This is a genomic window from Natronosalvus sp. KLKA75 (assembly GCF_059736265.1).
Genome location: NZ_CM185522.1, coordinates 98,372 through 119,816 on the forward strand (window position 1 = coordinate 98,372; position 21,445 = coordinate 119,816).

A 21,445-nucleotide genomic window follows, 5' to 3' on the forward strand; every position below is an offset into this window, starting at 1 on the left:
TTATTGCGGTCGATGGTGTGGAAATCCCTGCCGGCACGAGGCGAGTGATTCCTATGGTTAAAGAGGTACAATGCAAAGACGCGGGGTTCGAGGACTGTGACTTCGTCATCCGGGACGAAAACGAAGACGAGATGGTCGATCTCGTCCAGCAACACGCCGAGCGGACGCACGACAAGTCCGTGTCTCGAGACGACGTCCAGGGGCTGATGCACGACGTATAGGCGGACGACCGTCCTTTTATCGTCGGCTCGAGGCGGAAAGAGTCGGCATTTCGTCATCCGGAACGCGAAACACGCTTCGTCTCGAGGACCCTCCTCGAGCACATGTCCGACGCCGAATCCACGACCACCGTCGAAATCGTCATCTTCCCCGGCTTCGACGAACTCGACGCCATCGGTCCCTTCGAGGTCTTTCAGAACGGCGCTCGTGCCGGTGCGCCTCTCGAGACGAAACTCGTCACCCTCGACCCCGTTGACCGGGTTCGAGCCAGCCACGGCCTGCGCGTCGAACCCGACGACGTCCTGGGCGATCCAGACGTACTCGTCGTCCCGGGCGGGGGCTGGACGAGCGACGACGGGGGCGTCAGTCGTATAATCGACGAGCGTCGGCTTCCGGAGGCCGTCGCCGACCGTCACGCCGAGGGCGCCGTCGTCGCGTCGGTCTGTACGGGCGCGATGGTGCTCGCCGACGCGGGCCTGCTGGACGGTCGGCCCGCCGTCACGCACCGGGTTGCTCTCGAGGCCCTGGAGGCGGTCGCGGACGTGCGCTCGGCGCGCGTCGTCGACGACGGCGACGTGTTGACCGCGGGCGGCGTCACGTCGGGAATCGACCTGGCGCTGTGGTTCCTCGAGCGCGAGTTCGGCGAGGCGGTCGCGGCGGCGGTCACAGACGAGATGGAACACGAGCGCCGGGGCGAGGTGGTCGCACGTTAAACGGGGCTGGGGCGGCTGCACGGGTCTGGAGCGACTGAACGACTTGAGCGCAGACTCGAGGACCGAACGCTCGAGCAAACGCTGGAAAATGAAAGCCGATCAATCGGTGCTCGAGGCGGCGACGTCGACCGCGCGCTGATTCATCCCGGAGCCGGTCTCGTACCAGTAGTACAGTCCCAGTCCGACGGCGACGACGACGTTCGAGATGGTCACGGCCCAGAAGGCGGCAGTCGCGTCCATGCCGAGGACGTAAATCCCGAGAGCGGCGACCGGGAGGCGAACGGCCCAGTACTGACAGAGCGTGGCGACGAAACTCGTCCGTGTCCGGCGGGCGCCGTTGAACCCAGCCATCAGCAGGTAGTTCGCGCCGATGGCCCAGTAGCCGTAGGCGAGGATCTCGAGGTATGCGACGGTGTGGGCGACCTCTTCGGGCGTCGCGTCGGGTACGAACACCGTCGTCAACGTCTCGGGAACGAGCCATTGGACGGCGCCGACGACGGTGAGGGCACCCGCGGCGATGGCGACGCCAACCCAGGTCGTCCTGGTCGCCCGTCCTGGATTCTCGGCACCGAGGTTCTGCCCGATGACGCTCTGGGCGGCCTGCTGGAGGCCCTGGGCGGGGATGAAGGCGATGGAGGCGACCCGGGCGCCGATAGCGTAGGCGGCGACGGCGGCCGATCCGCCGGCGACGGCGACGATGGCGACCATCAACACGCGGACGGACTGGCTCGCGACGTACTGGCCGGCATTCGGCCAGCCGACGTCAACGATTTCGCGGGCGTCCTCGAGGTCGAAGCCGATGTTGCTGAGCCTGATTCGAAAGCCGTCCCGGCCGTAGACGGCGAGGCCGACCGCGAAGAAAAAGCCCGCGGCGTACCCGATGGCGGTGGCGGCGGCCGCTCCCTCGACGCCCAGTTCGGGGAACACCCACCAGCCGAAGATGAGGAACGGGTCGAGAGCGACGTTGACGACGACGGTGGCGACGTTGATGTATAGCGCTGCCCGCGCGTCGCCCCAGCCGACGAACCCCGACTCGAGGGCGTCGCTGGCGGTCGCGAGCGGAATGCCGAGTGCAATGACTGCGAGGTAAGCGGCGGCGGCCTCGATGACTTGGGGTTCGGCCGCGAACAGCCCCATGACGTCGCGGGCGAAGACGAACGCGACGATGCCGAGGATCGTTCCACCGATCAGACCGACAACGGTGCCGGTGACGGCGACGCGACGGGCCCCCTCGAGGTTCTCGCTTCCGACGCGCTGGGCGACGACGACCTGCGTGCCCACCGAAATGCCGATGGCCACGGTGAACAGCAGGGCGATAATCGGGAAGTTCAACCCGACGGCTGCGATGGCGTCACCGCCGAGCTCCAGTCGACCGAGCCAGAAGACGTCGATCACCTGGTTGGCGACGTGGACGAGGTTCTGGACGAGCAGCGGCGCGGCGAGTACGAGGAGGACTTTCGGGAGAGAGCCGTTCGAAATTTCCTCACGCGAAGCGGATAGCATCGTCAGTGACCTGTTACATTGGCACACGGGGCGTAATATAACTGTTCATTCACGTTGGTGCATTGTCTCAACGGAACGGCGATCGAATTTCGACGAGAACCACCACGACTTTTCACCATCGCCGTCCAGCATCAGGTATGAGTCGCTCGCGAAAGCCCGACTGGCTGAAGATGCGGCCGCCGTCGGGCCGGGAGTTCACCGGGATCAAGGAGACGCTGCGCGAGCACGACCTCAACACCGTCTGTGAGGAGGCGAACTGCCCGAACCTGGGCGAGTGCTGGAGCGGCCGAAACGGAACGGGCGAATCGGACAGCGGCGGCACGGCGACGTTCATGCTGATGGGCCATCGCTGCTCGCGCGGGTGTAACTTCTGTGACGTCGAAACCGGCGGGATGGAACCGCTCGATCCGGACGAACCCGAAAACGTGGGGAAGGCCATCGCCGAGATCGGCCTCGACTACGTCGTCCTGACGAGCGTCGACCGCGACGACCTCCCCGACCAGGGCGCCGGTCACTTCGCCAGGACGATTCGCGAAATAAAAAAGCGCCACCCGGGCGTCCTCGTCGAGGTCCTCATCCCCGACTTCCAGGGCGAGGAACGCCTCGTCCGAAAGATCATCGACGCCCAGCCGGACGTCATCGCCCACAACGTTGAGACCGTCGAGCGTCTGCAGTTCCCCGTCCGGGACCGTCGTGCAGGATACGAACAGAGCCTGGGCGTGCTCGAGCAGGTCGAACGCGAGTCGGACATTTACACCAAGACCTCGATAATGCTCGGCCACGGCGAGTACGACCACGAGGTCTACCAGACGCTGGCCGACCTCCGCGAACGCGGGGTCGACATCGTCACGCTGGGTCAGTACCTCCAGCCGTCGTTGAGCCACCTCGAGGTCAAGCGCTACGACCACCCGGACAAGTACGAGACCTGGCGACGGGTCGCCGAGGAGGAACTTGGATTTCTTTACTGTGCCAGCGGGCCGATGGTTCGCTCGTCGTACAAGGCCGGCGAACTGTTCGTCGACGCTGTGCTTCGGGAGGGCAAGAGCGTCGAGGACGCTCGAGCGAGCGCTCGTCAGAGCCCCGCGTCGAACTGAGCGGTCTTTCGCCCGCGATTCCATCACCTTTCAGACGCGTTTCGATATCGTACCGGGCCGCCGCACGGGCGGTTCGCTCCTGGAACCCACATGACCGACGAACATCCGTCCAGTAACGTGGACATAATCCGTGATACTCCAAACTATTCTCGCCATTTCTCGCGTTTATTTGGACGCTTGGTCGGCCTCATCCGAAAACAACGGCGAACTTTGGTAATCAATGGCAAGAATCGTGCTGATAGTAAATTATTTACGAAACTCCTTTAACGTGAGCGATAGACCATTAGGGTATGCGAAGGTGGGTATACCCGTGAGCACGCTACAGCACGACCCTAGTGATCGAGTACAGGTACTCGACGACGATGGTCGCGTCCTCGAGGGCGTCGAGGTACCGGATCTCGACGAATCCGAGTTCCTCGAGCTCTACGAGCAGATGAAACTCGCCCGCCACTTCGACCAGCGGGCGGTGAGTCTCCAGCGACAGGGTCGCATGGGGACGTACCCGCCGCTGTCGGGCCAGGAGGGCGCCCAGATCGGAAGTGCCCACGCCCTGGACGACGAGGACTGGCTCTTCCCGAGTTACCGCGAGCACGGCGCGGCGCTCGTCCGCGGCCTCTCGTTGAAACAGACGCTGCTCTACTGGATGGGCCACGAGGAGGGCAACGCGGTTCCCGAAGAGCAGAATATCTTCACGGTCGCCGTCCCAATCGCGACCCAGATTCCCCACGCCACCGGGGCCGCCTGGGCCTCCAGACTGCGCGGCGAGGAGAAGGCGTTCCTCTGTTACTTCGGCGACGGCGCCACGAGCGAGGGCGACTTCCACGAAGGGCTGAACTTCGCGGGGGTCTTCGACGCGCCGGCCGTCTTCTTCTGTAACAACAATCAGTGGGCCATCTCGGTGCCTCGAGAGCGCCAGACTGCGAGCGACACCATCGCCCAGAAGGCCAGCGCCTACGGGTTCGAGGGCGTCCAGGTCGACGGAATGGACCCGCTGGCTGTCTACAAGGTCACCCGCGAGGCCGTCCAGAAGGCCAAGAATCCGGGCGAGGGTGAACTCCGCCCGACGCTCATCGAGGCGGTCCAGTACCGCTTCGGGGCCCACACCACCGCCGACGACCCTTCGGTCTACCGCGACGACGAGGAAGTCGAACGCTGGAAACAGAAGGATCCGATCCCGCGCATGGAGACCTTCCTGCGCGAGCACGGGATGCTCGACGATGAGCGCGCTGACGCGATCGAAGAGCGCGTCACCGACGCGGTGGCGGACGCGATCGACGCCGCCGAAGCCGTCGAGCGGCCGGACCCCGAGGAAATCTTCTCGAAGGTCTACGCCGAGATGCCGCGACGGCTCGCGGAACAACGCGAGTGGTTCGAACGGATTCGCGAACAGTACGGAGACGACGCGCTACTGGAGGACTAACATGGCAGCAGAATCTGAAAACCTCACGCTGGTACAGGCGGTCCGCGACGGACTGCGTCAGGAGATGGAACGGGACGAAGACGTCGTCGTCATGGGCGAGGACGTCGGGAAGAACGGCGGGGTCTTCCGCGCGACGGAAGGGCTCTACGACGAGTTCGGCGAGGACCGGGTCATCGACACGCCACTCGCCGAGTCGGGCATCGTCGGGACGGCCATCGGCATGGCTGCCTACGGGCTCCGGCCCGTCCCCGAGATGCAGTTCCTCGGGTTCATCTACCCCGCCTTCGACCAGATCGTCTCCCACGCCGCGCGCCTGCGAACGCGCTCGCGCGGTCGCTTCACCTGTCCGATGGTCATTCGTGCGCCCTACGGCGGCGGGATCCGAGCGCCTGAACACCACTCCGAATCGAGCGAAGCGATGTTCGTCCACCAGCCCGGCCTCAAGGTGGTCATCCCGTCGACGCCATACGACACGAAGGGACTGCTCACGAGTGCGATTCGCTCGCCCGATCCGGTCATCTTCCTCGAGCCCAAGCTCATCTACCGGGCATTCCGCGAAGAAGTGCCAAACGAGTCCTACGAGGTCCCGATCGGCGAGGCGGCCGTTCGCCGCGAGGGGTCCGACATTTCGGTGTTCACCTACGGCGCGATGACCCGCCCGACGCTCGAGGCCGCCGAGAACCTCGAGGGCGAAATCGACGTCGAGGTCGTCGACCTCCGGACGGTCTCCCCGCTGGACATCGACACCATCGTCGAGTCGTTCAAGAAGACCGGCCGCGGTGCGGTCGTCCACGAGGCGCCGAAGACGAACGGCATGGGCGCCGAGATTGCGGCGACCATCCAGGAGGAGGCCCTGATGTACCAGGAGGCGCCGATCCAGCGCATCAGCGGCTTCGACACGCCGTTCCCGCTGTACGCGCTCGAGGACTACTACTTGCCCGAACCGGCCCGCATCGAGACGGGAATTCGGGACGCGATGGATTTTTAGGGTCGCCGGAAGCGACCCTGTGCGTTCAGGAACGCCGACTGCGTCGGTCTGGATTGGTTTCGAGGCGGGCTATGAACTGATCAATCGGCTTCACTCACCTCTTCGTTCGATTTGCTACGGTAATTTAGACCGTACTCCGTCTAATTGACGACATTTTCCAACAACACTTAAATGAACGATAGATAATCTATACAAGATGAGATCTTCTGTTGGTCACAAAAACCAACACCAAGACAGAAAGTTACTAGGTGGGATCCTATACGAATGAAAGATCGACACCGTCGCCCCCTCGAGTACGCACTCGTCTGTATCGGTGTGCTCGTCGTTGCCCTGATCGTGCTCGGATTCGCGTCCGGTCATGCCATCGCCGCATCGCCGGACGAATCACCTGCGGTCGGCGGTCAAAGTGGGGACGGCCATGGAGAGCCACCCGAGAATGCAACGTACGTGGTCAAAATTACCCCGAAAGCACCGGACGCCGCTCAAGTCCGCGTTGAGATCAGCTACGAGGCGAGATCGACTGCAGAACTCCAGCGAGCGCGCAACGAAACGCTGGACATAGCGTGGTTCCGTGGCGAGGAAATCGTTCAGGACGCGATGGCTGCCAACGACCTCGATTCCGACGCGGTCGAGCACCCCAGGAGAGGCTACTCGGTTCCCCGAGGCGACGACGCGGAAACCATAACGATCCGCTACAGCGTCCAGTGGACTGACATCCCGACGACTGACGATGATCGCATCCGGATCGGGCCCGGGTTCGCTGCTGCACTCGAGTCGGGCGACGAGTTCCGGGTCGCGGTACCCGCCGAACGGTGGGAGAACTGGACCGTCAATCGGGATAAGGCCGACACTGTGACGCACGCACAGCAGATCTACGTCTGGACGATCGGCGACGATCCGGCGCCCGAGATTGTCCTGTACCGTGGCGACGTCGCTGCAGAGAGTGACGATTCCCTCGAACGATCACCGGCAGTGGCGATTTTCGCCCTGCTTCTGATAGCCGGGTTGCTGGCGCGTCGCCGGCGATTGTAGTCGAACTCCCCGTCACAATCCGTTCGGGCACGGGTCGGCAGCTAGTTCGATCGAGCGAATCGACGAACGAACCACCGTTCTGTCCCGAGCAATATATGTGCGAATCGAAAGGGTAACGAAAACCGTATGTGAGCGAACCGTGAAGGCGACGTATGCGCGAATTCAAACTTCCCGACGTGGGCGAGGGCGTGGCCGAGGGTGAACTGGTCTCGTGGCTGGTCGAACCCGGCGACACGGTCAGCGAGGACCAGCCGGTCGCCGAGGTCGAGACCGACAAGGCGCTGGTCGAGGTTCCCTCGCCGTACAACGGCACAGTCGCGGAACTTCGCGCCGAGGAGGGTGAAATGGTCCCGGTCGGTGACGTGATTATCACGTTCAACGTCGAGGGCGAGGCGGACGAGGCAGAGGAGGCGAGCGCCGAAACGGAAACCGAAGCAGCCGCTGACCAAGCGGAGACGGCCGACTCGAGTTCGGCCGAGACCGACTCCGCGGACGCAGCGGCCGACGCCGAGTCCGTCGACGTCCCCGAGGGCCGCGTCTTCGCCCCGCCGCGAGTTCGCAAACTCGCCCGCGAGCAGGGCGTCGACATCTCGACGGTGCAGGGTAGCGGCCCGGGCGGCCGAGTCACTGAAGGTGACGTCGAGGCAGCTGCGGGTGCAGGTGGCTCGAGCGACAGTGGCACCGAATCCGCCGAGACCGCTCCGGCGGAACCGACCGAAGGCACCGGTGGCGTCGACGCTGCCGCGGGGGCCCACGGCGAGACCGAGACCGAGACGGGAACGGGAACTGGGACGAGCGCCTCGAGCGCTCCGTCCGTCGAATCGGCCGACCGCGACCGCACGCTGGCCGCTCCCGCCACTCGCCGCGTCGCGGAGGAGCAGGGCGTCGATATCAACGCCGTCCCTGCGACCGAAGAGCGCGACGGCGAGGCGTTTGTCACGCCCGAGGCCGTGATGGAGTACGCCGAGGCCCAGCAGCGCGCCCAGGAGGCCGACGCCGCCGCAGTCGCGACCGGCGAGACCGGCCCGCGGGAGACTCGCGAGCCGTTCAAGGGCGTCCGCAAGACCATCGCGAACGCGATGGAGCGCTCGAAGTACACGGCACCGCACGTCACCCACCACGACGAGGTCGATGTAACGAAGCTGGTCGAAACCCGTGAGCGGCTGAAGCCGACCGCCGAGGAGCAGGGCATTCGGCTGACCTACATGCCGTTCATCATGAAGGCGGTCGTCGCGGCGCTCAAGGAGTTCCCGGAGATGAACGCGATGATCGACGACGAGAACCAGGAAATCGTCCACCGCAACTACTACAACATCGGCGTCGCGGCCGCGACCGACGCCGGGTTGATGGTACCGGTCGTCGAGGACGCCGACCACAAGGGCATGCTCCAGCTCTCCTCGGAGACGGACGAACTGGTGACGAAGGCCCGCGAGCGCACCATTAGCCCGGACGAACTCCGGGGCTCGACGTTCACCATCACGAATATCGGCGGTATCGGCGGCGAGTACGCCACGCCGATTCTCAACTACCCCGAGGCCGGCATCCTCGCGGTTGGCGAAATCAAGCGCAAGCCACGCGTCGTCACCGACGACGAGGGCAACGAATCGATCGAACCCCGCTCGGTCATGACGCTCTCGCTGTCGTTCGACCACCGCCTCATCGACGGCGCCGAGGGCGCGGCGTTCACCAACGAGGTCATGCGGTACCTCGAGAATCCCGAACTCCTGTTGCTCGAGTAAGCGCGCTCGAGCGTTCTTCTCCGCGAAGCAGGGTTGTTAGTTTGTCAGTGACGCGAAGATTGCGATTACGCATCGTTTAAATACTAATAGCGTGCTCCGTGTGTACATGGTACAACCACACCCGTTCGGCGCGTGGTCGCTCCTGCCGCCGTTGCTGGCGATCCTGCTCGCCATCCTCACCCGTCGGGCCATGCTCTCGCTGTTTCTCGGCGTCTGGTCCGGGGGCATGATCGTCGCCTGGGATAACGCATCGAGCGCTCTCGATATCGCCGCCGTCCCGGTGGTGGGCGTGGTCGAAGCGTTCGGCTGGATCGTCGCCTCGTTCGGGGACGACACGTTCCACGCCGAGATCATCACGTTCACGTTCCTGCTGGGTGCCGGTATCGCGTTGGTTTGGCGGATGGGCGGCTCGATCGCCATTGCCCGCGCCGCAACGGATCGCGTCGACTCCCACCGGCGGGTCGGCCTGGCCGCGTGGCTGCTCGGGCTGGTGTGGTTCTTCGACGACTACGCCAACACGGCCATCGTCGGTTCGGCGGTGAAGGACATCGCCGACGAGATGCGAATGTCTCGCGAGAAACTGGCCTACATCCTCGACTCGACGGCCGCGCCGGTGGCGACGTTCGGTATCTCGAGCTGGGTCGCGTTCCAAATCAGCCTCATCCAGACCGAATACGAACAGATCGATGGCGAAACGCCCTCGGCCGTGGCGACGTTCCTCTGGTCGATCCCGTTCAACGTCTACTGCCTGCTGGCCCTATTGATGGTCCTGATCGTCGTCCTCACCCGCCGGGACTTCGGGGAGATGCTCACCGCGGAAACGCGCGCCAGGGAGACGGGTAACGTAACACGCGAGGACGCCACGCCGCTCCAGAGCATGAAGGAGGACCTCGGCGAACCGGTCGTCAACGATCCGCTCGTTCGGACGTTCGTCGTGCCGGTCGCGGCCCTGGTAATTGTGGTCATGGGCGGGGCGACGATCACCGGCTTCCAGGCCGCCGGGGTCACGCCCGCCGAGGCCGCATCCGGTGGCGACGCGCTCATCACCCTCGTGGACAACGTGAACTTCACGGGCGCGCTCGTCTGGGGCTCGTTCGCCATGGTCGCGACCGCCGTCGCGATGTCACTGTACTACGGGGTGATGGATCTCGAGGAGTCGATGGAGACCGTCCTGGACGGGTTCGGAATCATGCTCACTGCCGTGAGCATTCTCGTCCTGGCGTGGTCGATTGGCACCGTTGCGAGCGAACTCCAGACCGGCCAGTATGTCACCGACATCGCTGCCGGCTTCATCACGCCGACGCTGCTGCCGGTCGTCGTGTTGCTGACGACCGCCGTGATCGCATTCTCGATCGGCACCTCGTGGGGGACGATGGGGATCGTGACGCCGGTCGCCATCCCGCTGGCCTACGAGGTCGGCAACGGCTCGCCGGAAGTGCTGGCACTCGCCGTCGGGACCGTGTTCTCGGGGGCCATCTTCGGCGACCACTGCTCGCCCATCTCGGACACGACGATCCTCTCCTCAACGTTTGCCGGTGCCGATCACATCGACCACGTCCGGACCCAGCTGTACTACGCGGTCACGGTGATCTTCGTCGCACTGATCGTCTACCTGGCGTACGGTCTGTTCGGCCTCTCGCCGTTCGTCCTGGTGCCTCTCGGCGCAGTCCTGCTCGTCGGTCTCGTGTACGTCCTCTCGGAACTCGACGCCGGTCGTAAGAACATCTCTGCCAAGCCGTTCGCCGGCACCCAGCGCCGGGAAGCCCCTTGCGACGACTGACTTCGGATCGCTCGAGTCCCGCGTTTCCGATTCGTTCGTCTTCGATAACCCGGTCTTTCGGATCGGGCGTACCCCTTCTTGCCGTGCGAGCCCGTAACATCGCGTATGGAGCGCAGCCCTGCGGCTCTCGGTCGAAGTGCTGTCGACGCCCTCAGGCCACCGCCGCGCCTCGTCGACTGGTCGATCTTCGCCATCGTCGTACTCGAGGCGGCCTCGGGACTGCTCTCGTTCACCGTCGGCGGGCCGGAGGGATGGCCGCTCTTCTGGCTCCACCGGATCCTCGGCCTGACGCTCGTCGTCTTCCTGGGGTTCAAACTCGCCAGGGTTCGCCACCGACTGACCGATCGACGGCTGTGGCGTCGCTCCACCGTTCTTTCGGTACTTACCCTGATCGCGGCGACGGGCGCAGTCGGCACGGGCGTCGTCTGGGTGTTCGGCGCGGACGTCCGCATCGCGTACTGGACCCTGCTGAGCGTTCACGTCGGGTTCGGCCTCGCGCTCGTTCTCCTGATGGCGTGGCACCTCACGACCCGGTTTCGTCTCCCGCAGCGGGGCGACTTCGACCGTCGCCGAACGACGCTCGCCTACGGGGCGCTTCTGCTTGGCGGGGCCGCCGCCTATCGGGTCCAGGAGACCACCAACCGACTCCTCGAGACCCGCGGCGCCGACCGGCGGTTCACGGGCTCACAGCCGCGACGCGGCGACGGGAACGCGAGCTTCCCGGTCACCTCGTGGGTCGCGGACGATCCAGACCCGATCGACCTTGCTGAGTGGACGCTGTCCGTCCAGGGTGAGGTCGAGACGTCCCTCGAGTACGGCGCCGACGAGCTGGTCCCGGACAGTTCCGAAGAAGTACTCCTCGACTGCACGAGCGGCTGGTACACCGTTCAGCGCTGGAACGGCATTCGCGTCGACGACCTGCTCGAGGCGGCCGGTGCCCGGGCGGACGCCCGATACGTCCGGTTCGTCTCGGTGACCGGCTACCGGTGGTCGCTCCCGATCGAGGAGGCGCGGGCGGCGCTGCTCGCGACGCACGTCGGCGGCGAACCGCTGAGCCACGGTCACGGAGCACCGATGCGACTCGTGGCGCCCGGTCGCCGCGGCTTCCAGTGGGTGAAATGGGTCGAGCGAGTCGAGGTCCGTCGCCGCGGCGATCCAGCCCAGTGGCTCGCGACGCTGGTGAGTGGGTTCGAGTGAGACGCGCTCGAGTGTCGGGGTAGGAGAGTGGAGGGGAGTGTGGGATCACCGATCTGGCGGTCTCGACGGTCCAGTGGCGGATTCCTGGCGACTCCTTATACGGGTCGGACCCATCAGTCGCCGCATGAGCATCGTAACCGAATTCACGCTCCCGGCCGAGGCGTTTGCCCTCGAGGAGGCACTCGAGACGGTCCCGGACCTCACGCTCGAGGTCGAACGCCTCGCCACGCACAGCCGCGAGTGGGTCATGCCGTTCCTGTGGGTGACCGCGGACGACCTCGATGCGGCGGAAACGGCCATACGGGCTGATTCTTCGGTTACAAAACTGAAGACGATCGATCGTACCGGTAACGTCGGCTACTTCAACGTCCACTGGACCGAACGCGTCCAGGAACTGATCGACCAGGTCGTCGACCAACACGGTATCGTCCAGGAGGCAGCAGCGACGAACGGAACCTGGTATCTCAAACTCCAGTTCGTCGGCCAGGGACGACTCGAGTCGTTCCAGCACTACTTCGACGAACAGGGTTACTCCTTCGAACTCCAGCGGCTCTACGAGTCAACGGATCCGAAGGAGCGTGAGTACGACCTGACGCCCCAGCAACGGGAGGCGATGGTCACCGCACTCGAGATGGGCTACTTCGCGGTTCCGCGAGAGACGCAAATCGCCGAACTGGCGGACGCCCTCGACATCTCGACCAACGCCGTCTCACAGCGGCTCCGTCGGGCAACGAACAACCTCACCAGAAATACGCTCACCGTCTCTTCGGAACGGGCCGAGGGCCTCAAGCGATCGTAATTCTATCCTCGGGTATATAAGGGACTTCTAACTCAAAGCAGTCTGGCTTTCTTTGTTCCTGTGGTGGGGAATACTATGGCCGAGCTGCCACGGTCGAAGACGAACGTCGATCCCTCCTCGCGGACCGGGCCGCGACCGGATGGAGTCGATAACGAAAGCGACGTCGAAGACAACGGAAAACGAAAGGTCGCTGCCGCCTGCCGATCCTGTTCGAACGTTTACGCCGCCCAGTTGTGGCCCGACGGGACGGTCCAGCCGATCGGCCGGCGAACGGGCTGTGAGTGTGGATGCGAGGAGTTCGACGTCATCGAGTGAGCGCCAGCGAGGGCTGAACCGCTAGAACTCCTCGGCCGGCGGGGCGACCCCCTCGTCCTTCCCCTCGAGGTCGAACTCATCTCGAACCTCCCGCAACCGATCCCGGATGTCCGCGGCGAGTTCGAACTCGAGATTGCTCGCCGCCTCCTGCATCCGATCTTCGAGTTCGGCGACGTAGCGGGCGGCGTCCTCCTCATCCTCGAGGTCCGTGCCGGCGACGCTCGAGGTGTCGGTCTTGCTCCCCGGGAGATTTGTCTCGCCGACTTCCTTCTCGATGGTCATCGGTTCGTGGCCGTGTTCTTCGTTGAACTCGCGTTGAATCTCGCGGCGGCGGCGGGTCTCATCGATGGCCGACTCCATCGCGTTCGAGACCTCGTCGGCGTATAGCACGACCTCGCCGTTGACGTTCCGGGCCGCCCGCCCCATCGTCTGGACGAGCGTCGTTTCGGATCGGAGGAACCCCTCCTGGTCGGCGTCCAGAATCGCCACGAGGGAGACCTCGGGAATGTCCAGGCCCTCCCGCAGGAGGTTGATGCCGACGAGGACGTCGATCTCCCCGAGGCGGAGAGAGCGCACGATTTCGTGGCGCTCGAGGGTATCCGTCTCGTCGTGCATGTAGGCGACGTCGACGCCCGCCTCCTCGAGGTACTCGGTCAGGTCCTCGGCCATCCGTTTGGTCAGCGTCGTCACGAGGGTACGCTCGTCGCGGTCGATTCGGGCGTCGATGCGATCCATGAGGTCGTCGACCTGGCCCGTCGCGGGGGCGACTTCGACCTCGGGGTCGACGAGGTGGGTGGGGCGAACGATCTGTTCGACGATCTGGTCGCTCTCCTCGCGCTCGTAGTCGCCCGGCGTCGCGGAGACGTACAGCGTCTTGTCGGTTCGCTCCTCGAACTCCTCGAACGTGAGCGGGCGGTTGTCGTAGGCGGTCGGGAGTCGAAAGCCGTTCTCGACCAGCGAGTCCTTCCGAGATTTGTCGCCGGCGTACTGGCCCCGAACCTGGGGCAGGGTGACGTGAGACTCGTCGACTACGGTGAGGAAGTCGTCCGGGAAGTAATCCAGCAGGGTGTAGGGCGTGTCGCCGGGGTCGCGGTCGTCGAGGTACACCGAGTAGTTCTCGATGCCCGAGCAATAGCCCGTCTCCTCCATCATCTCGAGGTCGAACGTGGTTCGTTCCTCGATTCGCTGGGCGGCGAGCAGGTCGCCCTTGCGCTCGAAGTACGAAATCCGCGAGTCGAGGTCGTCCCGAATCTCCTCGACGGCTTGCTCGAGACGAGTCTCGGGCATCGAGTAGTGCTCGGCGGGGTGGACGAGGACGGCGGGTTCGGTGCTCTTGACCTCGCCCTCGAGCGGGTCAACTTTGAGCATGCGGTCGATCTCGTCGCCCCAGAACTCGACGCGGACGGCGTAGCGGCCGTACATCGGGAAGATCTCGATGGTGTCCCCGCGAACCCGGAACGTCCCCTGGGAGAAGTCGACGTCGTTGCGCTCGTAGTTCAGATCGACGAGTCGCTTCAGGAGGTCGTCGCGTCCGATCTCCTCGCCCGTTTCGAGGCGCATCGCCATCTCGACGTAGTTTCGCGGGTCACCGAGTCCGTAGATGGCCGAGACCGAGGCGACGACGATCACGTCGTCCCGGGTGAGCAGGGACCGGGTCGCCGAGTGACGGAGACGGTCGATCTCGTCGTTGATCGAGGCGTCCTTGTCGATGTATGTGTCGGTCTGCTCGACGTAGGCCTCGGGCTGGTAGTAGTCGTAGTAGGAGACGAAGTACTCGACGGCGTTGTCGGGGAACAGGTTCCGGAACTCCTCGTAGAGCTGGGCGGCCAGGGTCTTGTTGTGGGCAATGACCAGCGTCGGCTCCTGGACCTCTTCCATCACCCACGAGACGGTATTAGTCTTGCCCGACCCCGTCACGCCGAGCAGCGTCTGGCGGTCCATGCCGTCGGCGAAGCCCGCCGCCAGCTGCTCGATCGCCTCGGGCTGGTCGCCCGCGGGCTCGAACGGGGCGTCGACCGCGAACGGTTTCGCGGCCTCGGGTCGATCCGGCTGGAGGGGGCCTCGAGTGTCGCTCATCGTATCCGTGACCAGGGGCTCGGGCTACGTAAGCCGCTCGTCTGACGGCTACGGTTGGCGGGCCCGCCGACCGAAGCCGCCGCGCATATGCCGCCCCCACGTCTTTGACGCCGGTCGTCGTCGAGAACGTATGTCCAGTTCCAGCCGCGACGCCGACTTACAGCAGGCTCGAGCCGACCTCGAGCTGGCGACCGAGACCGCCGGCGACGACGTGCGGGACGTTATTCGAGACACGGCGGCCGCCTTCGCCGAAATCGCCGCCAGCGAGGGCGAAGCCGACCACGCCGTCTTCGACGAGCACCTCAACGCGCTCAGGCAGGCACGACGCGAGTCCGACGCCGAGACGGCAGATCGCCTCGAGGGCGCCATCGAACACGCCGAGAGCTATCGCCAGAGCCTCGAGCACGCGTGAGTCCTCTCGAGACTCGGTCCTCGAGGGTCGGTTTTCGCCCCGGTAGGGCAGCCATACGAGGGTAACGGACCCATAACAATACCCTCGTGGCCCCCTCCAACGCGTATGCAATCGGCTGCGCACGACCAACCACGCGAGGCGCGGGAACGCGTCATCGTTCCCGGTATCACGGCCCCTAGCACCGTCGCCTGTCTGCGGTCGCTCGAGCCGCGCGGGATCTACACCATCGTCGGCTCCGAGGATCGGACGACGCCCGGCTCCGTCTCGAGGTACTGCGATCGATTCGTCACGCTCCCCGACCCGCGGTCGGACATCGAGGCCTACGGGGACGTCCTCCTTTCGCTCGCGGCCCGACCTGGCGTCGAGACGATCATCCCCGTCCGCGAGGAGGACGTCTACACGCTCGCGGCGAACAGGGACGCCTTCGCCGAGCACGTCGCGACGCCGTGGCCGGACTTCGAGACCCTGCGGCAGGTGCAAGACCGGGTCGAACTCTTCGCGGCCGCCGAGCGCGCCGGCGTCGAGACGCCCGAGACGACCCTGCTCGACGAGTGGGACGACTGGTCGCGCGAGACGATCATCAAGCCTCGCTACACCGTCGCCGCTCCCGAATACCTCGGCCACGACGCCGGACTCAGCGACATCGGCTCGACCGTCTATCACGAACCCGGCACCCCGCCGGCGGTCGAATCGTCGCTCAACGAGTGGGGCCACGTCCCCATCGTCCAGGAGTACGTCCCCGACTCCCGGGAGTACGGCTTCTTCGCGCTGTACGACGAGGGGGAGGCGGTCGCCACCTTCCAGCACTGCCAGAAACGGGGCTACAAGTACAGCGGTGGTCCCAGCGCCTACCGCGAGTCGACCGACATCCCCGAACTCGAGGCGGCCGGCCTCGCGCTGCTGGACGAACTCGAGTGGCACGGCCTGGCGATGGTCGAGTTCCTGCGCAACCCCGAGACGGGCTCGTTCGAACTGATGGAGATCAACCCACGGTTCTGGTCGTCGCTCCCGTTCTCCGTGCGTGCGGGCGCCGACTTCCCCTACTACTATTGGCAACTCGCCCGTGGCGAACCGATCAGCCAGCCCGACTACGAGGTCGGCATCGGCGGTCACCTGCTCCGAGGCGAACTCTGTCACCTCCACAGCATCCTGGCCGAGGACTACCCGCTGGTCGAACGCCCCTCGTTTCTCTCCGCCGTCAGCGACGTCGCCACGTCGATGGTTCGAGAGCCCCGGTTCGACTACGCCGTCGCGGACGACCCCGTCCCGTTCGTCCAGGACGGCTGGAACTTCGTCCGTTCGGCCGCCGGCGAGCAACTTAGCGCCGTTCGAGCGGGCGGTGAAACCGACGAATCGTCGCCAGCCGTCGGATCGCCAGCGCTCGCTGAGCAAGAGCCCACGTCGACGCCGGCGACGGCCGACCTCGAGCCCCTCGAGGATCAACGCGGACGGACGAACTGACGCCGAGTCGTCGCTACTCGGCGTCGGACGACCGATTGGCACTGAGTTGGTGCCTCACCGTTCGGGTGGGCGAGGCGGTGGGTGGCACACGCTGGCGGCGGATGGACGAATAGGCGACCGGTAACTCACTCGAGTCGCTCCCGAATCGCCTCGGGTTCGTACGAGAGCGTCAGCGACCGCGACCGTCCACGCCCGTCGATCTCGGCGTACTCGGCGTCGATGAGGCCGAGCTGGTCGAGCTTGTTGACGATTTCCGAATAGCGGGTGTAGCCGAGGTCTGTCTCCTCGCTGAACCGCTCGTACACCTCGCCAGCCTGTGAGCCGTCGTGGTCGACGAGTACCTCGAGGAGCGCTCGTTCGTTCTCACTCAGGCTGTTGAGGCTTCTGGAGAGGTTGATGTACTTCGACGTCTCGTAGGCCTTCTCGACGTCCTCGAGTTCGACGGTTCGGCTCGCCCGCATCTCGGCGTTGAGTCCGGCTCGCCTGAGGAGGTCGATCCCCACCCGGAGGTCGCCGCTCTTGGCCGTGAGCGAGCCGACCCGCTCCAGAACGTCTGTGGCGACGACGCCGTCGTGGAACCCGCGCGTGACGCGCTCGTGGAGGATGTCGACGATCTCCGGCTGGTCGTACACCGGGAAGTAGACGTCCTCGGGCCGGAAGACGCTCTGGACGCGGGTGTCCAGGGCGTCGATCACCTCGAGCGCCGGGTCCGAGGAGACGACGATGACGCCGATCTTCGCCCCCGGGTGTTCCTCGTGGGCGCGCAGCAGCGAGTAGAGCGTATCAGACGCCTCGTTCTCGTAGAAGAGGTAGTTGACGTCGTCGAGCGCGACGACGAGCACGCGGTCGTCCTCGACGAGTTTCTCGGCGATCTGGCCGAAGAGCTTCTTGAAAGAGATGCCCGACGACGGGGGTTCGTAGTCGAAACAGCCCTCGAACAGTCGCGAAAAGACGGAGTACCGCGTCGAGTTGACCTGGCAGTTGACCCGGATCGTCTGGACGTCCCGGGTCTGGGCGCCGACCTCGTCGTACAGCTTCTGAATCGCCGTGGTCTTCCCTGTTCCCGGCGGTCCGCGGACCATCACGTTTAGCGGGCGCGAGCCCCGGACCGCAGGTCGCAGCGCGTACGTGAGACTCTGCATCTGCGAATCGCGGTGGCGGAACGTCTCGGGGACGTAATCGATCTCGAAGACGTGCTCGTTCCTGAACACGGATTCGTCCCACGACAACATCCCCTCTTCGGGGTCGCCAGTCATCACTTTCACCACGCCCTCGAAGCTACTTAGTTGTTTGCGGTCGTTTTCGGCGTGAAGCCGGGTTCTCACCGCTCGAGACCGTCGAAACGGGATATTGGTACGCAATCACCGACACAGCGTCCACGACTTTATATACGACGCCGGGGCCAGAACGGATCGATGATCGACGTACCTGCGGACGGAAACGAGCGTCTGGCTGCCCTCGGTGGCGCGTGCCTCGTCGTCAGCGCGTTCCTCCCCTGGGCCAGCATCGACGTGCTCGACATATCGACGACGACGAACGGATTCACGGGCATGGGATACGCCGTCCCGGTCGCCGGTTTCGTCGCCCTCGGACTGGTAACCCTGCGCGAGTGGACCGCGTTCGAGGCCAAAGTGACTGCGGCTGTGGGCGTCCTGACGCTCCTGTCGCTGGGCGTGATCTACACCTCCCTCGAGAACGTCTTCGCCGTCGGCTACCCCGCCCACTACGTCACCGTCTCGCCGGAACCCGGCCTCTACGTCGCCGCCCTCGCCAGCACCCTCGTCGCCGTCGCGGGGTATCGGGGGATGCGGGCGGCCGCCACCGAGACCGCGGCTCGACCCTCGAGCGAGCCTCGCGGATGACCCGACCTCGTGTCGTGGTCGCTCTCCGACCTCGTGGTCGCCCCCTGACCGCGGTCACTCGAACTTCTCGAGCAACCGGTCGTAGAACGCGGCGTTCCCCTCCTGGGCCAGCTTCTCGACGATCAACTCGGGTGTCGACCGCGCGAGGTGGTCCTTGACCGGCGACCGGTTGACCTCGAGTTCGCCATCGACCAGGCCGACGGCCTCGATGCCGTCGACGGCCACGTCGATGGCGGCCATCTCCCGGATTTCCCCGGCCAGGTGGGAGACGAAGACGGCCGTGGCGCCGTTCTCGGCGAGCGCCTCGAGGATGCCGGCGATGATCTTCGCGCTCGCCCCGGGTTCGGTGATGCTCTCGAGTTCGTCGACGAGAACGAGCGACCCCTCGCCGCCGGTGGCGAGGTCCGCGAACTCCCGGACGGTGGACTCGAACGCCCCGGCGTCGAGGGTTCCCTGGGTCTTGGCGTGGTAGTGTACGTCGTCGAAGCGGCGCAGCCGGAGCCCTTCGGCGGGAACGGGTAGGCCCATGTGTGCGAGGACGACGACGCTCGCGACCAGGTCGAGCGTCGAGGTCTTCCCGCCGCTGTTGACCCCCGAGAGCAGGGTGGTACCCGACACCGCGTAGTCGACGGGTTCGATTTCCTCGAGTGGCTCCTCGAGGACGGGCGAGCGGCCGCCCTCGATGGCGAATCCGGTTTCCCCGTAGCCGTCGTCGCCGTCCCAGACGAACTCGGGCATCGTACACTCGAAGTCCCGTGAGAAGCGGGCGACGGCGAGTTCGACGTCGAGCTCGAGTGCCGTGCGAACCAGGTCGTGGGCGCCCTCACGCTGGGCGGCGAGGTCGGCCGCCAGGTCGCGTTTGAGCTGGGCCGCCCGTCGGTCCCGGGCGACGGTGAGTTCCTCGCGAAGCCGTGCCGTGGCGTTCTCGCCGCGTTCGACGGGAAAGGTCGGTTCGTCGTCGAAGACGTGGCGGGCGAGTTCGGCCTCGCCGACGTCCAGGTCGAGGGCGTCGATCAGGTGCTCGCGGGCGGCCTCGACCGCCGCGGCGAACTCGTCGGCGAGTTCCCGGGAGAGCAGCGAGTCGACGCCGGCACCGCGCTCGACGAGCGAGAGCAGGTCGGCACCCTCGATGGTCACGTCTCGTGCCTCGATCGCCCCGCGGAGTCGGTCGTTGGCGACGCTCTCGGCGACGCCCGCGACCGCGTCGAGGTCGTCGACGGCGACCGTCAACCGATCGAGTTCGGGGTCGCCGGCGACGGTACCGTCGTCGTCGAGGCGCTCGAGGCCGTTCTCGAGGGCGTCGAGGTCGACCGTCGCGTCCAGTTGCGAATCGGTGTCGCCACTACCGCCGACCGCACGATGAACCGCGACCGCTGCCCGCAGTCGCTCCCGGTTGCGGGCGAAGAACGCGAGTGGACGCTCCGGAACCACGTCGGCGGGGTCCGCGAGCGCATCCGGGCGAACCTGTACGTCCCCCTCGACCTCGACGCCGGCGAAGGACTCGTCGATCGCGACCACCGTCGAATACCCTCTCGCCAGTTCGGCCAGCCCCTGGGCGTCCTCGACGATTTCGACGGAGATCTCGGGAATCGCCTCACGGGCTTCGGCGTAGCGCTCGGCGTCGGTCGTTGCCAGACAGCGGTCCCGGACGCGAACGTCGCCGGGCCGCTCGAGCGGTTCGACGCCCTCGAGGGCCTCGAGCACGACCGGATCGGGGTCGCGTTCGATCGCCTGACGAGAGAAGTCCTGCACCTCCTCAATGCGCGAGCGCCTGGGGCTGGGGTACAGGGTCTCGAGGCGGTGGGCCGCGTAGTCGGTCACCGTTCGATCCTGACACAGGGAGAGTACCTGTCGGTAAATCTCGCGTGCGCGGTCGGTCGCGAGGAAGCCGCCGGGGTCGTCGTGTTCGCGTCGGATCGCCCCGCGGGCGATGCGAGCGGCCCGGCCGACGGTGACGCCGGGCGCGCTGGCGAGCGCGGCCACGTCGCCGTTCTCGAGGGCCCGCTCGGGGTCGTCGAGTTCGTCCAGTGCACGGGCGGTCTTCGCGCCGACGCCCGGGATCGACTCGAGGTCCATTGCCATCGACCGCCACGTCCCGCCGAGACGAGAAAAAGGTCCCGCCCCGTTCTCGGCCCGACTCTCGAGTCCCGAGTCTCGAGTCGTGGATCACACGCCCCCGGCGAGCGCGCTACTCCCAGGGGTGACGCCCGCTCGTACTCGGCCACAGGGGATACCAGTACTCCTTGTCGGGTTCGATCTCGAGTTCGCCGTCCAGGACGGACTCGAGTTTGAACTCGGTGCCCGAATCGCGCTCGCGGCCGGCCCGCGGCGCGAAGGGGTAGTACGCGCCGCGCCGGAAGGAGTAGATCCAGTAGGCCGGTCCGCTGTCGTTTCGATAGGCGAAGACGGCCGCGAGCAGCCGCGAGCCGTAGCCTTCCTCGATGAACGTGTCCGCCGCGAAGTGGAGGCTGGTGATCAGGTCCTCCGGATCCGAGTCCTCGAGGACGACCCAGTGGTAGCCGTGGTCGTCCTCGGTGACGCGAAAGTCGGTGCCGGTGTCTTCGCTGCCGGCCTCGAGGATTGCTTCGACGTTCTCGACGGCGTCGCGAAAGCTGCTCGAGTCGACACCGGCGAAACAGAGCGCGCCCGCGTCGGCGGAGTCGTAGCCGAGGTCGGCTTCCATCGTCAGATACGCGGTGCTCATCCCGAAGAGGTCCTCGGGGTTGGCGTCCCGGCTGGCGTCCGATTCGGCGCGGATGCCGAGTACGGATCGCAGTCCGTCGAGCAGTCCCATACCCTTCGTTGGGGGGCCAGGGTTTGAAAGCTCGCGTTTTC

General features: G+C 65.6%; 19 protein-coding genes. 14 read left to right on the top strand and 5 right to left on the bottom strand.

What is annotated here, in order from left to right:
• Nucleotides 1-53 precede the first annotated feature (53 nt).
• Nucleotides 54-221: a DUF1059 domain-containing protein gene (locus AC6I65_RS00490; protein WP_497902161.1), complete on the top strand. Its 168-nt coding sequence runs from the start codon at nucleotides 54-56 to the stop codon at nucleotides 219-221.
• A gap of 102 nt (nucleotides 222-323) precedes the next feature.
• Nucleotides 324-932 (top strand): DJ-1/PfpI family protein, encoded by a 609-nt coding sequence (locus AC6I65_RS00495; RefSeq protein WP_497902162.1) that lies wholly within the window; start codon nucleotides 324-326, stop codon nucleotides 930-932.
• A gap of 99 nt (nucleotides 933-1,031) precedes the next feature.
• Here AC6I65_RS00495 and AC6I65_RS00500 read toward each other — a convergent pair whose 3' ends face one another.
• Nucleotides 1,032-2,435: an MATE family efflux transporter gene (locus AC6I65_RS00500; RefSeq protein WP_497902163.1), complete on the bottom strand. Its 1,404-nt coding sequence runs from the start codon at nucleotides 2,433-2,435 to the stop codon at nucleotides 1,032-1,034.
• Nucleotides 2,436-2,572: 137 nt separating this feature from the next.
• Between AC6I65_RS00500 and lipA the strand changes: the two genes are divergently transcribed.
• The 9 genes from lipA (at nucleotide 2,573) to AC6I65_RS00545 (ending at nucleotide 12,799) form a co-directional block, all read left to right on the top strand.
• Nucleotides 2,573-3,529 (top strand): lipoyl synthase, encoded by a 957-nt coding sequence (gene lipA, locus AC6I65_RS00505; protein WP_497902164.1) that lies wholly within the window; start codon nucleotides 2,573-2,575, stop codon nucleotides 3,527-3,529.
• A gap of 310 nt (nucleotides 3,530-3,839) precedes the next feature.
• Nucleotides 3,840-4,949, top strand: coding sequence for a pyruvate dehydrogenase (acetyl-transferring) E1 component subunit alpha (pdhA, locus tag AC6I65_RS00510; RefSeq protein ID WP_497902165.1), 1,110 nt, complete (start codon nucleotides 3,840-3,842; stop codon nucleotides 4,947-4,949).
• Nucleotide 4,950: 1 nt separating this feature from the next.
• Entirely contained in the window at nucleotides 4,951-5,937 is a 987-nt protein-coding gene (locus AC6I65_RS00515; protein WP_497902166.1) for an alpha-ketoacid dehydrogenase subunit beta, read from the top strand.
• Between the two features lie 264 nt (nucleotides 5,938-6,201).
• Nucleotides 6,202-6,969: a hypothetical protein gene (locus AC6I65_RS00520; RefSeq protein ID WP_497902167.1), complete on the top strand. Its 768-nt coding sequence runs from the start codon at nucleotides 6,202-6,204 to the stop codon at nucleotides 6,967-6,969.
• A gap of 152 nt (nucleotides 6,970-7,121) precedes the next feature.
• A complete protein-coding gene (locus AC6I65_RS00525; RefSeq protein ID WP_497902168.1) occupies nucleotides 7,122-8,708 on the top strand; it encodes a dihydrolipoamide acetyltransferase family protein in 1,587 nt (528 codons plus the stop codon).
• Between the two features lie 106 nt (nucleotides 8,709-8,814).
• Nucleotides 8,815-10,488, top strand: a complete 1,674-nt coding sequence (locus AC6I65_RS00530; RefSeq protein ID WP_497902169.1) for a Na+/H+ antiporter NhaC family protein — start codon at nucleotides 8,815-8,817, stop codon at nucleotides 10,486-10,488.
• Between the two features lie 105 nt (nucleotides 10,489-10,593).
• Nucleotides 10,594-11,685 (top strand): molybdopterin-dependent oxidoreductase, encoded by a 1,092-nt coding sequence (locus AC6I65_RS00535; protein WP_497902170.1) that lies wholly within the window; start codon nucleotides 10,594-10,596, stop codon nucleotides 11,683-11,685.
• Nucleotides 11,686-11,809: 124 nt separating this feature from the next.
• Nucleotides 11,810-12,484, top strand: a complete 675-nt coding sequence (locus AC6I65_RS00540; RefSeq protein WP_497902171.1) for a helix-turn-helix domain-containing protein — start codon at nucleotides 11,810-11,812, stop codon at nucleotides 12,482-12,484.
• 75 nt (nucleotides 12,485-12,559) lie between these two features.
• Complete coding sequence (locus AC6I65_RS00545) at nucleotides 12,560-12,799, top strand: hypothetical protein (RefSeq protein ID WP_497902172.1); 240 nt, start codon at nucleotides 12,560-12,562, stop codon at nucleotides 12,797-12,799.
• Nucleotides 12,800-12,820: 21 nt separating this feature from the next.
• Here AC6I65_RS00545 and uvrB read toward each other — a convergent pair whose 3' ends face one another.
• Nucleotides 12,821-14,875, bottom strand: a complete 2,055-nt coding sequence (uvrB, locus tag AC6I65_RS00550) for an excinuclease ABC subunit UvrB (protein WP_497902173.1) — start codon at nucleotides 14,873-14,875, stop codon at nucleotides 12,821-12,823.
• 130 nt (nucleotides 14,876-15,005) lie between these two features.
• Between uvrB and AC6I65_RS00555 the strand changes: the two genes are divergently transcribed.
• Entirely contained in the window at nucleotides 15,006-15,287 is a 282-nt protein-coding gene (locus AC6I65_RS00555) for a DUF7553 family protein (RefSeq protein ID WP_497902174.1), read from the top strand.
• 105 nt (nucleotides 15,288-15,392) lie between these two features.
• Nucleotides 15,393-16,748, top strand: coding sequence for a carboxylate--amine ligase (locus AC6I65_RS00560; protein WP_497902175.1), 1,356 nt, complete (start codon nucleotides 15,393-15,395; stop codon nucleotides 16,746-16,748).
• A gap of 125 nt (nucleotides 16,749-16,873) precedes the next feature.
• Here AC6I65_RS00560 and AC6I65_RS00565 read toward each other — a convergent pair whose 3' ends face one another.
• Nucleotides 16,874-18,004 (bottom strand): ORC1-type DNA replication protein, encoded by a 1,131-nt coding sequence (locus tag AC6I65_RS00565; RefSeq protein WP_497902176.1) that lies wholly within the window; start codon nucleotides 18,002-18,004, stop codon nucleotides 16,874-16,876.
• Between the two features lie 159 nt (nucleotides 18,005-18,163).
• Between AC6I65_RS00565 and AC6I65_RS00570 the strand changes: the two genes are divergently transcribed.
• Entirely contained in the window at nucleotides 18,164-18,610 is a 447-nt protein-coding gene (locus tag AC6I65_RS00570; protein ID WP_497902177.1) for a hypothetical protein, read from the top strand.
• 54 nt (nucleotides 18,611-18,664) lie between these two features.
• On the opposite strand, the gene AC6I65_RS00575 is transcribed toward AC6I65_RS00570, so the two are convergent.
• Nucleotides 18,665-20,686, bottom strand: coding sequence for a MutS-related protein (locus AC6I65_RS00575; RefSeq protein ID WP_497903135.1), 2,022 nt, complete (start codon nucleotides 20,684-20,686; stop codon nucleotides 18,665-18,667).
• A gap of 112 nt (nucleotides 20,687-20,798) precedes the next feature.
• Nucleotides 20,799-21,404 (bottom strand): PspA-associated protein PspAB, encoded by a 606-nt coding sequence (gene pspAB, locus AC6I65_RS00580; RefSeq protein WP_497902178.1) that lies wholly within the window; start codon nucleotides 21,402-21,404, stop codon nucleotides 20,799-20,801.
• Between the last annotated feature and the right edge of the window lie 41 nt (nucleotides 21,405-21,445).